This is a genomic window from Nocardia sp. NPDC087230 (genome assembly GCF_044744725.1).
GTDB classification, from domain to species: domain Bacteria; phylum Actinomycetota; class Actinomycetes; order Mycobacteriales; family Mycobacteriaceae; genus Nocardia; species Nocardia canadensis.
On sequence record NZ_JBIUYV010000007.1, the window covers coordinates 224,022 to 236,194 of the forward strand.

At 71.1% G+C, this 12,173-nt stretch carries 6 protein-coding genes; 4 read left to right on the forward strand and 2 right to left on the reverse strand.

The features are described 5' to 3' along the window. Nucleotides 1-78 precede the first annotated feature (78 nt). From ACIO52_RS23975 to ACIO52_RS23990, 4 genes are all read left to right on the forward strand, one after another. Nucleotides 79-1,380 (forward strand): amidohydrolase, encoded by a 1,302-nt coding sequence (locus ACIO52_RS23975; RefSeq protein WP_342800829.1) that lies wholly within the window; start codon nucleotides 79-81, stop codon nucleotides 1,378-1,380. Nucleotides 1,381-1,476: 96 nt separating this feature from the next. Next, nucleotides 1,477-2,295, forward strand: a complete 819-nt coding sequence (locus ACIO52_RS23980) for a GNAT family N-acetyltransferase (RefSeq protein ID WP_218719323.1) — start codon at nucleotides 1,477-1,479, stop codon at nucleotides 2,293-2,295. A gap of 5 nt (nucleotides 2,296-2,300) precedes the next feature. Beyond that, a complete protein-coding gene (locus tag ACIO52_RS23985) occupies nucleotides 2,301-3,251 on the forward strand; it encodes a 1-acyl-sn-glycerol-3-phosphate acyltransferase (protein WP_218719324.1) in 951 nt (316 codons plus the stop codon). Between the two features lie 439 nt (nucleotides 3,252-3,690). Continuing rightward, nucleotides 3,691-9,801, forward strand: a complete 6,111-nt coding sequence (locus ACIO52_RS23990; RefSeq protein WP_402646929.1) for an amino acid adenylation domain-containing protein — start codon at nucleotides 3,691-3,693, stop codon at nucleotides 9,799-9,801. On the opposite strand, the gene ACIO52_RS23995 is transcribed toward ACIO52_RS23990, so the two are convergent. After that, entirely contained in the window at nucleotides 9,798-10,445 is a 648-nt protein-coding gene (locus tag ACIO52_RS23995) for a Rid family hydrolase (protein ID WP_402646932.1), read from the reverse strand. The genes ACIO52_RS23990 and ACIO52_RS23995 overlap by 4 nt on opposite strands. A gap of 28 nt (nucleotides 10,446-10,473) precedes the next feature. Continuing rightward, nucleotides 10,474-12,039, reverse strand: a complete 1,566-nt coding sequence (locus ACIO52_RS24000; protein WP_218719382.1) for an FAD-dependent oxidoreductase — start codon at nucleotides 12,037-12,039, stop codon at nucleotides 10,474-10,476. Nucleotides 12,040-12,173 lie beyond the last annotated feature (134 nt).

Below are 12,173 nucleotides of genomic sequence, written 5' to 3' on the forward strand. Positions count from 1 at the left end.
GATCCGGCAAATTGTATCGGTCCGGCGACTCGATCGGCACCGTGAAGCGGCCCAGCCCTTCCATCCGAGGAGCCCACCGTGGTGAACGAACTCAGCGCGCTATCGACCCCGTCCCCCCTCGCCGGGCTCGGTCGAACGATCGTCCCGGCGACCACCGAGGACCCCTGGCAGCGGGTGTACCGGCAGTTGCACGCCCATCCGGAACTGTCGGGCAGGGAATTCGCCACCGCGAGCCTGGTAGCCGAACAGCTGCGCGCGCTGCCGGGCTGGGAGGTCACCGAACGGGTCGGCGGCACCGGCGTGGTCGGGGTCCTGCGGGGCGGGCCGGGCCCGGTCGTGTGGATGCGGGCCGATATGGACGCTCTGCCGGTGCACGAGGACACCGGACTGGACTACGCCTCGACCGTGTCCGGTGTCATGCACGCATGCGGACACGACATACACGTGGCCGCGTTGCTCGGTGTCTGCGCCGAATTGGCCGCCGGCGATACCGTCACCGGTACCGTCGTCGCGATCTTCCAGCCCGCGGAGGAAACCGGCGCGGGTGCGGCCGGCATGTTGAACGACGGTCTGCTGGAGCGCTTTCCACGCCCGGATATCTGTCTCGGGCAGCACGTCGGGCCGACCCCGGCCGGACTGGTCCTCACCCGCAGCGACACCCTGATGGCGGCATCGGATTCGGTGCGGGTGCGGCTGGCGGGCATCGGCGGACACGGGTCGAGTCCGCATCTGGCCGTGAATCCGCTGACCATGGCCGCCTCGCTCGTCCTGCGCTTGGACGGCCTGGTCGCGCGTCAGGCGGCCGTAGGGTCGAGTCCGGTGCTCACCGCGGGTTCGTTGCACGTGGGCACGCGGCCGAACATCATTGCCGAGAACGCCGAACTCCTGCTCACTCTGCGCACGTTCTCCGAGCGTTCCCGCGCGCAGATGATGGAGGCGATCCGGCGGGTCGTCGCGGCCGAGGCCGCGGCGGCGGGTACCGCCATCGCGCCGGAGGTCGAGTTCTACGACCACTTCCCGATGACGGTGAACACTGTGGGCGCCACCGAGCGGGTGATGGCCGAACTCGGCGCGACCGGGTTGGCTGTGCTGCCCTTGAGGAACCCGCTCAGCGGCAGTGAGGACTTCGGTCTCCTCGGCACGGCGGCAGGCTGTCCGTCGGTGTTCTGGAACATCGGTGGCTTCGGCCCCGATCGCTTCGGCCCCGACGACGCGGCGTATATGCTGGCCGAAGGCACGGTACCGCCGCATTTCCCGGTCAATCACTCCTCGCGTTTCGCCCCCGATCCGGCGGTGACGCTGCCCGCCGCGATCGCCGCGATGGGCGCTGCCGTACGGGCGGAACTGGGTATCGGCGAATGTTGTGCGGCCGTGAAATGAACGCTCGGTGTGACCCCCATCTCGTTCACCGAACGGGCATCGACACGACACCGATGTGTCGCCCCGATGCCAGCTCGGACTGGCTTCATCAGCGGTATGACAATTTCGTCCGTGTTGACCGCGCCGGCGCCGGACTCCGGGGTGGGGAAGTCTCGGTACAGTCTGGTCGTCGCGTCCGATGCCGAGCACAGGGAGGCCGCGCAGCGGCTCCGATTCCAGGTCTTCGCCTCCGAACCCGGGTTCCGGATGCCCGACAACGGCACCGGCCTGGACGCCGACCGGTTCGACGAGCACTGCGACCACCTGCTGGTCCGTGACGAGTTCACCGAGCAGTTCGTCGGCTGCTACCGGATGTTGCCGCCGGACAAGGTGACCGCCGCGGGCGGGTACTACACGGCGACCGAATTCGATCTCACCCAGCTCGACCCGACCGGTCACCGGATCGTCGAGATGGGCCGGGCCTGCGTGGTGCCCGACCACCGCAACGGCTCGGTGCTCACCCTGATGTGGGCGGGGATTCTGCACTACATCCAGCTCACCGGCTACGACTGGGTGATGGGCTGCGTCTCGGTGCCCATGCAGGACGGCCCCCAGGACCCGGCCGGGGTGAACGTGCGCGGCGTGCGTGACCTGCTGCTGGGCCGCCACGCCTGCGACCCCGAGCGCCGGGTGCACCCGCACCGCCCGGTCGTCGTCGACGGGCTCTGCCTCGACGAGCTGACACCGCCGAGCCGCCCCAAGCTCCCGCCGCTGCTGCGCGGATACCTGCGCCTGGGCGCCGAGATCTGCGGCGAACCGGCCCACGATCCCGATTTCGCCGTCGCCGACTTCGTCGCGCTGCTCGGCATGGAAACCATCAACACCCGGTATCTGGAGCGGCTGCAGAGCGCGGCCGCCAATTTCGACGGGAAGTAATCACCATGGTGTTCGACGCGCCGCCCGCCACTCACTCGCACTCGTGGATGCCGTCGAGCCCCTGTGGTTCACGCTGCATCGAACCGATCGACCAGGTCGGTACCGCCAGGACGATCGCCCGGCTGGCCGGGGTGATCGGCCTGGTGCTCACCTTCCCCGTGCTGACCGCGGCGACGCCGAGGTCACGCCGGGAGAACGTGCAGCGCCGGTATGCCCGCGCCGCACTCGGTTGCCTGGGGATGCGACTGCGCATCATCGACAACCGCACCCCCGAGCAGGGCGCGTCGACGGCGGGCTTCGCCGAGCCGGGCACCGCGGTGATGGTGGTGACCGGGCACATCGGCTGGGCCGACGTGGTCGCCCTGGCCGCGGTGCAGCCGGTCGGCTTCGTCGCCCGCGCCGACATGGTCGAGTGGCCGGTGCTGGGCAAGCTGGCCCAGCTCACCCGGGTGATCCCGATCGAGCGGGCCCGCCTGCGCGAATTGCCGGGCGTGGTCGGTCAGGTCGGGCGGCGGCTGGCCGAGGGCAACCGGATCGCGGTCTTCCCGGAGGGCACCACCTGGTGCGGGCGGGCCTACGGCTCGATGCGCCCGGCCATGTTCCAGGCCGCGATCGACACCACCACCCCGGTGCAGCCGGTTCGGCTGCGCTACCTCGACCGGCACGGCGTCCCGTGCACGGTGCCCGGTTTCGTCGGCGACGACAGCTTCGCCGACTCGGCGAAGCGGGTACTGCGCAGTCGCGGCATGGTCGTCGAGATCTCGCTCGAGCCGCTGGAGCACCCGGGGTCGGACCGCCGCGATCTCGCGCGGCGGTGCGAGGCCGCCGTGCGCGGTACGGACCGCTCGCGCCACGGCGTGCGCGACACCGAATGGATCGAAGCGGGCAACACCCGCGTGCAAGATCCGTCGGTCGATCAGCGGACGCCGGAAAAGGTATCGGCTACTGCCTGGTAACCGATTGCCGGTGCTTCTCGTTCTTTACCGGGGACCGCGCTCGCGGTCTCCGGTAAAGGCGTTCGTCTGACCGAATTGCGGAGGATTCGCAGGTCCGAGCCCGGCGGGGAATCGGCGCGAAATGTGAAACAGTCACATCCGCCCCAAAGTCGTTCGCACAGCATATGACCTGCGTATGACGTGGGTTACATGCCGGGCAGTTGGCTATACCCAACCATTGTGAACTGAAACCTCCAAATTGCCGCTGCGCCAAAATTGATGAGATATTTGCGGTACCGTCACGCAGGATTTTCCCGATACCCCGGTGTAGCCGAGAGTCCAGGCGACGTTCGAGCAGTGCGATCGCAGGGGTGATCGATGGTGAAGGGAAGCATTACCGGTGACCGAGCAAGCTTCTGGCGTACGTCGTCCCGCCGCGCGCCGCGGCCGTCGATCGCCGGTGTCCACCCTGCCCCGGCTGCTGATGGCCGCCGTCGAGCGCGCACCGGAGGCGCAGGCGCTGAGCCTGGCCGGACGCGTGCTCACCTACACCGAACTCGACCAGCAGTCCTCGCAGCTGGCCCGGGTGCTGATCGAGCGCGGTGTCGGCCCCGGTGACCGGGTGGTGCTGGCACTGACCCGATCGATCGAGTCGATGGTGGCGCTGTGGGCGGTGGCCAAGACCGGCGCCGCGTTCGTGCCCGTCGACCCGCGCTATCCGGCCGAGCGGGTCGCGCACATGCTCGCCGACTCCGGCGCCGGATTCGGCGTCGCCCTGGCCGCCGACGCCGCCCGGCTCGACGCCGGACTGCGCTGGCTGGCCCTGGACTCCGCCGAGTGCCGCGACGAGCTCGAGCGCGCCCCGGACGCGCCCGTGGTCGCCGGCGACCGCACCCGCAGGCTGTTCGGCGAGGACATCGCCTACATCATCTACACCTCCGGCTCGACCGGCGTGCCGAAGGGCGTCGCCGTCACCCACACCGGCCTGGCCGGGCTGTGCGCCGAGCAGATCCGCCGCTTCCGGATCACCGGCGCGTCCCGCACGCTGCATTTCGCCTCGCCCAGCTTCGACGCCAGCATCCTGGAGCTGCTGCTGGCCATCGGCGCCGGCTCGACGATGGTCATCGCGCCGCCCGACATCTACGGCGGCGACGAGCTGACCGACCTGCTGCGCGCCGAACGGGTGACCCACGCCTTCATCACCCCCGCCGCGCTCGCCGGTGTCGACGGGTCGGATCTGCCGGACCTGGCCGCGATCGTCGTCGGTGGCGAGGCCTGCCCGCCGGAGCTGATCGCGCGCTGGTCGCCCGGACGCAACTTCTACAACCTCTACGGCCCCACCGAGACCACCGTCGCGGCCTCGATCAGTGATCCGCTGGCCCCCGGTGACCTGATCACCATCGGCGGCCCCATCCCCGGCATGACCGCGGTGGTCCTCGATGCCCGGCTGCGGCCGGTCCCGGACCGCACCCCCGGCGAGCTGTATCTGGCCGGTCCCGGTCTGGCCCGCGGCTATCACGAGCGCGCCGGGCTGACCGCGGCCCGTTTCGTCGCCGATCCGATCACCGGTGGCCGGCTCTACCGCACCGGCGACCTCGTGAAATGGGAGTTCACCGCCGACGGCGACCCGCAGCTGACCTTCCTCGGCCGCACCGACGCCCAGGTCAAGCTGCGTGGCTTCCGCATCGAGCTGGGCGAGATCGACGCGGTGCTCACCGCCGACGCGTCCGTCCGCTTCGCGACCACCCTCGTGCGCACCCTGCCCAGCGGCGTGGACGCGCTCATTGCCTACGTCGTGCCCGCGGCGGGCGCCACCGTCGACTCGGCCGCGCTGACCCGCCTGGCCGAGCGGCGTCTGCCCGCGCACGCCGTCCCCGCCGCCATCGTGCCCATCGAGCGGCTGCCGCTCACCCCGGTCGGCAAGCTCGACTACCGGGCGCTGCCCGAGCCGGAGCTGACCGCCCGCGCCTTCGCGGCTCCGCGCACCAGCACCGAGGAGTCGGTCGCCGAGATCTTCGCCGACCTGCTCGGCGCGGGCCCGATCGGCCGCGACGACGACTTCTTCGCCCTCGGCGGCAACTCGCTGCTGGCCACCCGCCTCGCTGGCCGCCTCGGCGCGAGCACCGGCGTGCGCGTGCCCGCCCGTACCGTGTTCGAACACGGCACCGTCGCCGACCTGGCCGCCGCGCTCGACGCACTCGTCGGCGAGGCGGCCGTGCGGGTCCCGCTGACCCGGCGTGCGCGCGGCGAGCGGGTACCGCTGTCGCTCGCCCAGCAGCGCATGTGGTTCATGGCCCGCCTCGACCCCGGTTCCAGCGCCTACAACATCCCGGTCGCGCTGCGGCTGTCCGGCCCGCTCGACACCGCGGCCCTGACCGCCGCTCTCGACGACGTGCTCGACCGCCACGAGGTCCTGCGCACGGTGTACCCCGAGTACGACGGTCAGGGCTACCAGCGGGTGCTGTCGGTGGCCGAGGCCGGGCTCGACGTGCCCGTCACCGCGATCGCCGAGTCCGACCTGCGGATGGAGCTGGCCCGGCTGACCTTCGGCGGCTTCGATGTCTGCGCGCGAGTTCCCGTGCGCGCCGCGCTGTTCCAGCTCGCGGCGACCGAACACGTGCTGGCCGTGGTGGTGCACCACATCGCCACCGACGGCTTCTCCCTCGCTCCGCTCACCCGTGACCTGGTGACCGCCTACGCCGCGCGCACCCACGGCGCGGCGCCGGACTGGGCCCCGCTGCCGGTGCAGTACGCCGACTACACCCTCTGGCAGCAGGAGATGCTCGGCGCGGCCGAGGATTCCGGCTCGCTGCTGGCCCAGCAGCTCGGGTACTGGCGCGAGGAACTCGCGGGCACGCCGACCCTGCTGGAGCTGCCCACCGACCGGCCGCGTCCGCCGATCGCGGGCAGTCGCGGCGCCGCGCACCACTTCGCGGTTGACGCGTCGCTGCACCGGGCGCTGGACACCCTGGCGCGCGACCACAACGCGTCGCTGTTCATGGTGGTGCGGGCCGCGCTGTCGGTGCTGCTCGCGCGCATCGCGGGCACCGACGATGTCACCGTGGGCGCGCCGGTCGCCGGTCGTGGTGAGCCCGAACTCGACGACCTGGTCGGCATGTTCGTCAACACCGTCGTGCTGCGCACCCGCGTCGACGCCGCCGAACCCTTCACCGCCCTGCTGGATCGGGTCCGCGAGACCGACCTGGCCGCGTTCGCCCACGCCGACGTGCCGTTCGAACGTCTTGTCGCCGAACTGGATCCGCCGCGTACCCAGGCGCATCACCCGCTCTACCAGGTGGCGCTGTCGTTCCAGAACTTCGGCGGCGCCCGGCTGGAACTGCCCGACCTGGCGGTCTCGGCCGTCGACCTGGGCGACGAGGTCGCGCCGGTCGATCTGCAACTGACCGTCGTCCCGCACGAGGACGCGGCGGGCCCGGCCGGACTGCGCTGCTCCTGGCGCTATGCCACCGATCTGTTCGACGAGTCGACCATGGCGACGCTGGGTCAGCGCCTGGCCGGGCTGCTGGCCGCGGCCGTCGCCGCGCCGGACCGCCCCGTCGGCGACCTGCCGCTGCTGACCGAGGCCGAACGCGGCGAACCCGCGGGCGAGGAGCGGCTGGTCCCCGAGGCGACCCTCGCCGAGGCCGTCGCGACGCAGGCGCTGCTGCGCCCGGACGCGCCCGCCGTCACCTTCGCCGAATCGACGCTGACCTACGGCGAATTCGCGAGCCGGGTCAACCGGCTGGCCCGGCTGCTCGTCGCCACCGGCGTCGGCCCCGGCACGACCGTGGCGGTCGCGATCCGGCCGTCGATCGACCTGGTCGTCGCCATGTACGCGGTCTTCACCGCCGGTGGCGCCTACGTGCCGATCGACCCGGACGCCCCGGCCGAGCGCCGCGCCGACATCGTGTCGGTCGCCGCCCCGGTCTGTGTGCTGACGACGGTGGCCGACACCGTCGAGGTGGACGGTCTGCCGGTCGTCTCGGTCGATCTGGTCGCGAACTCCGGTGCGCTGTCGGCCTTCCCGGACCGTCCGCTGACCGATGCCGACCGCCTGCGCCCGCTGCGCGCGCTGGATCTGGCCTATGTCATCTTCACCTCCGGGTCCACCGGCAAGCCCAAGGGTGTCGGGGTGCCGCACTCGGCCATCGTCAACCAGGCGGCCTTCATGGTCGGCGAGTACGCCGTGGGCACCGACGACACCGTCCTGCAATCGATTCCGTGGACCTTCGACGCCTCGATGATCGGCTTCGCGACCCCGCTGCGCGCGGGCGCGCACATGATCGTGGCCGCCGCGCCCGGTCTGACCGACCCGGCCTACCTCGCCGGTCTCATCGCGCGACATCGGGTCACGGGCACCACGATCGTGCCGTCGGTGTTGCAGATGCTGCTCGAGGCGGCGCCGTCCGGCGCGTTGCGCTCGGTACGCGCGGTCTGGGTCGGTGGCGAGGCGCTGCCCAACGCCACCATCACCCGCTTCACCACCGCCACCGCGGGCAGGCTGCACAACCTGTACGGACCCACCGAGGCGACGGTGTCCATCACCGCCGCCGATGTGACCGATATCGGCGACGGCATCGTCCCGATCGGCACGCCGCACTGGAACTCTCGCGCCTACGTCCTCGACGCCCGGCTGCGGCCGGTGCCGGTCGGCACGCCCGGTGAGCTCTACCTGGCCGGCGCGCAGCTGGCGCGGGGCTACCTCGGCAGCCCGGACAAGACCACCGAGCGCTTCGTCGCCGATCCGTACGGTCCCGTCGGTGAGCGCATGTACCGCACCGGCGACCTGGTCCGCAGGCTCCCCTCGGGTGACCTGACCTACCTGGGCCGCACCGACGTCCAGCTCAAACTGCACGGCCTGCGCATCGAGCCCGGCGAGATCGAGGCCGCGCTGCGCGCCCACCCGGCCGTCGCGGGCGCCGCGGTGACGGTGCACCATGAACAGCTCGTCGGCTACGTCGTCCCGGCCGCCGGGCAGACCGTCGACCTCGCCGATGTGCAGGCCGTGATCCGAACACTGTTGCCGCCGTACATGATTCCGCACCGGCTGCTGGAGCTGGCCGAGTTCCCGCTCGGCGCCACCGGCAAGCTCGACCGCAAGGCGCTGCCCGCGCCCGCGATGCGACAGCGCGAGTACCAGGCGCCTGCGACCGCCGACGAGGAGATCGTGGCGGCGGTGTTCGCGCAGGTCCTCGACCTGGAGCGGGTCGGCCGCGACGACGACTTCTTCGTCCTCGGCGGCACCTCGCTCTCGGCGATCCGGGTGCGCGCCGCGCTCGCCGAGCGCCTCGGCATCGAGGTGCCCCTGCGTCTGCTGTTCAGCTACCCGCTGGTCAGCGACCTGGCACTGGCCGTGCGCGACGAATCCTCGGCCTCGGCGGCGGGCCCCGATCCGGCCGTCGACACCGTCCTGGACCCCGCGATCGATCTCACCGGCTGCGCGCCCCAGCGCCCCGGCGATCCCGCGACGCTGCTGCTCACCGGCGCCACCGGGTTCCTCGGCAGCTTCCTGCTGCGCGAACTGCTCGAGCAGACCCGGGCGACGATCCACTGCCTGGTCCGGGCCACCGACGACGCGAGCGCGGTGGACCGGATCGTCGCGACCGCCGCGAAGTACAGCATCGATCTGACGCCCTACCGGGACCGGATCGTCGGCGTGCCGGGCGATCTGGCGCAGCCGAGGCTGGGCATCGAACAGCTGCGCTTCGCCGAACTGGCCGCGCGGGTCGACGCGATCTATCACAACGGCGCGCTGGTCAACCATCTCGAGCCGTACGCCCGGATGCGCGACGCCAATGTCGGCGGCACCACCGAGGTGCTGCGCCTGGCGACCACCACCCGGGTCAAGCCGGTGCACTACGTCTCGACGTTGTCGGTGCTGGCCGGTATCCCGCAGGACAGCGGCGTGCCCGGCGGTCTGCCCGGTTACGCCATGACCAAGTGGGTCGCCGAGCAGCTGGTACACACCGCGATCGAGCGCGGTATCCCGGTCGCCGTCTACCGGCCCGGTCTGATCACCGGCGACTCGCGCACCGGCGTCGCGCCCGCCGAGGACGCCTGGTGGACCATGCTGCGCGCCATGCTGGTGCTCGGTGTCGCCGTCGACGTGCGCGCGATCGGCGTCGAGATGGCCCCGGTCGACCACGTCGCGGCGGGCATCGTGCACCAGTCGCGTGACGCCGCCGCGATCGGCAACATCTACCGGGCGGCGGGCGCCCAGGTGCCGCTGCAGGTGGTCTACGAGGAGATCCTGCGTCGTCACTACCGGTTCGATTTCATCGACCCGATGGAATTCGGCCTGACCCTGACCTCCGCCGCCGAACGCGCGGACGCCGATCCGATCCTGGCCCGCGCCTCGGCCCTGAGCGGCAACTACTCCGCCGCCACCGCCGCGGCGACCCCCGCGACGGTCCTGAGCGCGGTCGAATCCGCCGCCCCCGCCGAGCCCTACCGGGGGTTGCCGATCGAGTTCCCCGCGGTCGACGCGACCGTCATCAGCCGCTACTTCGACCACTACATCGAGACCGGGTTCTTCCCCGCACCGGACGCGGGCACCCTGGCGCCGGCCTAGGCGTCCGCCGCGAACACCGCGTCGACCTCCACCTCGACCAGCCAGCCCGCGACCGGCAGGCTCGCCACCTCGAGCGCGAACCTGGTCGGCCGCGCGGCATTGCGGACCAGGGGAGCGGCCGGGGCGGCGGTGCCGAGCGGGACGAGCTCGGTGTCGCCGGTGTCGAGGTTGGTGTTGGCGAAGAACTGGCGGTAGGCGCGGTTCCAGCCCGCGTAGTCGGCACGGTCGGTGCCGGGAGCGTTGTCGAGGAACACCCGCATGGTGACCACGTCGTCCAGGGTCAGTCCCTGAGCTTCCAGGTTCTCCCTGATCCGGGCCAGTACCGACATCCCCTGCGCCTCGGTGACCGTCACGCCGGGCCCCAGCGTGCCGCCGGCGAATTGCTGGGTGTCGATGAAGGATTCGGGACTGCCGGTGGGGGCTGTCTTGTTGAGCGCGGTGGGGCCGATGCCGCTGGTCTTGTAGACGGCGGCGTCGGCGGCGATCACCACGCCCTGCGCGATCATCGGAGTGGCCTGTCCCGCTTCCAGAATCGACGAGCTCGGGGCCTGCTTCGGGGTCTGGGCGGCGTCGGAATCGGCGGAACAGCCGGTGAGGGTGAGGGTCACGAGGGTCGTCGCGGCGACACCGATCAGGGTCTTCATGGTGGGTCTCCTTGTCCGAGTGGGTTGTTCAGGCGGCGACGCGGGCGTGCAGCGCGGTGACCACATCGCGGGCCGAGGTGAAGGCGCCGTGCTGCCAGGCGATCGCGTTGGACAGGTGGTCGCCGGCGAAATACACCCGTTCGACCGGCGCGAGCAGCGTGGTGTATTCCGGCGTGGCGACCCCGCCGTGCGCGTCGCTGCCGGACCAACCGACCCACGCGCCCTCGGAATACTTGGTGCGCCGCCAACTGCCGGAGAACGACGAGGCGATATCGCGCCCGTACTTCTCGCCGTGGATGGCCGAGCCCTCTTCGACCGCCTTCGCCAATCGCTGGCGGTGGGTGAGGGATTCGAAGGCCTGATGCCGTTTGCCGGTGTTGTAGTAGCCGACCACCACACCGCGTTCGCCGTGGTAGTGGTCGTACGGGAACATGATCTGCGCGATGTCCTTGTCGGTATTGGTCGCGCCGCCGTAGATCCGGTCCTCCAGCTCCCACCAGCGCCGCGAGTACTCGATGCCGAGCTTGCCGGAGGACACCGGGATCGCCGCTTTCAGCGCCGTCAGCACGCCGGCGGGCAGATTGGTGGCCAGGCGCCCGACGAGATTCGGGGGCAGCGTGCAGATGCAGTAGTCGGCGTCGATGGCCTGCTTCGCACCGTCCTGGGTGTACTCGACCCGCACCCCACCCGGGGTGTTCCGCATGGCCGAGACCTCGGCGCCGAAGCGGATCCGCTCGGTGCCGATCTCGCGCTGAAAGGCGGTGTAGATGCGGTCCATGCCGCCGACCGGGGTCATCATCATCATGGCCTGGTCGTAGCCGAACTCGAAGCTGAAGTTGCGGCCGAGACCGCTGCGGATGGTGTCGGACAGGGCGAACGGCTTGCGCTGGTCGCCGAAGTTCAGTCCCGCACCGGGTTCGGAGTCGTAGCCGCGCCGGGGCGAACCGAGATAGCGGCCGTCGCTGGACAGATCGCCGAAGTCGCGCAGGAACGAGGCCAGCGCCTCTTTGTCGGCGCCGGTGAGCACATCGTCGAGCGCGCCCCGCGACGCTGCCTTCTGCAACAGCTCCGACAGGTAGCCGTACATGTCGGCCTTGGCCGCCCGATACTGCACCGACTGCCCGGAGATCGGCGTCGCGCTCTGGTAGTTGACCAGGGTGTTGGCGTTCTGATTGCCGAAGGGCTGGACCTCGACCCCCAGTTCGCGGCAGTAGTCGAGGGTGATGTGGCCCTGCGGAATCCGCGTGGCGCCCAGATTGAAGTAGTGCCCCTCGGCGAACGTGCAGGTCTGGGTTTCGCCGTTGAGGTCGGTCTCGGTCGTGCCGTTGCGTACCGACCACACCCGCCCGCCCGGCCGCTTCCTGGCCTCGAGCACGGTCACGTCGTAGCCCGCCTTGCGCAATTCGTAGGCCGCGCACAGTCCGGCGGGCCCGCCACCGAGGATCGCGACCGACGCGCCCGCGGCCGACGTGCCGAGAAGATCGCCCCTGGCGGGGGACCGGAACGGCACCTGCGCCGTGGCGGGCGCCAGACCCAGCGTCGACAACGCTCCGTAGGCCAGCCCCGCGCCGCCGGTGACCCCGAGGCTCTGCATGAATGATCTTCTGGTGACTGCCATGGGGCGCTCCGTCCGCTGATCCGCGATGTCCGTTCCGTGAAAGTCTCGAAGGGCGCTGCGGCGGTGGCGCTACGCCGGGGAAAACGTTCACCGGGTGGCGAGTGAGAGGG

Bases quoted from the DNA above. Each gene is read 5' to 3' on its own strand.
- ACIO52_RS23980 (WP_218719323.1), top strand. From the start codon at position 1,477: ATGACAATTTCGTCCGTGTTGACCGCGCCGGCGCCGGACTCCGGGGTG.
- ACIO52_RS23985 (WP_218719324.1), top strand. From the start codon at position 2,301: ATGGTGTTCGACGCGCCGCCCGCCACTCACTCGCACTCGTGGATGCCG.
- ACIO52_RS23995 (WP_402646932.1), bottom strand. From the start codon at position 10,445: ATGAAGACCCTGATCGGTGTCGCCGCGACGACCCTCGTGACCCTCACC.
- ACIO52_RS24000 (WP_218719382.1), bottom strand. From the start codon at position 12,039: ATGCAGAGCCTCGGGGTCACCGGCGGCGCGGGGCTGGCCTACGGAGCG.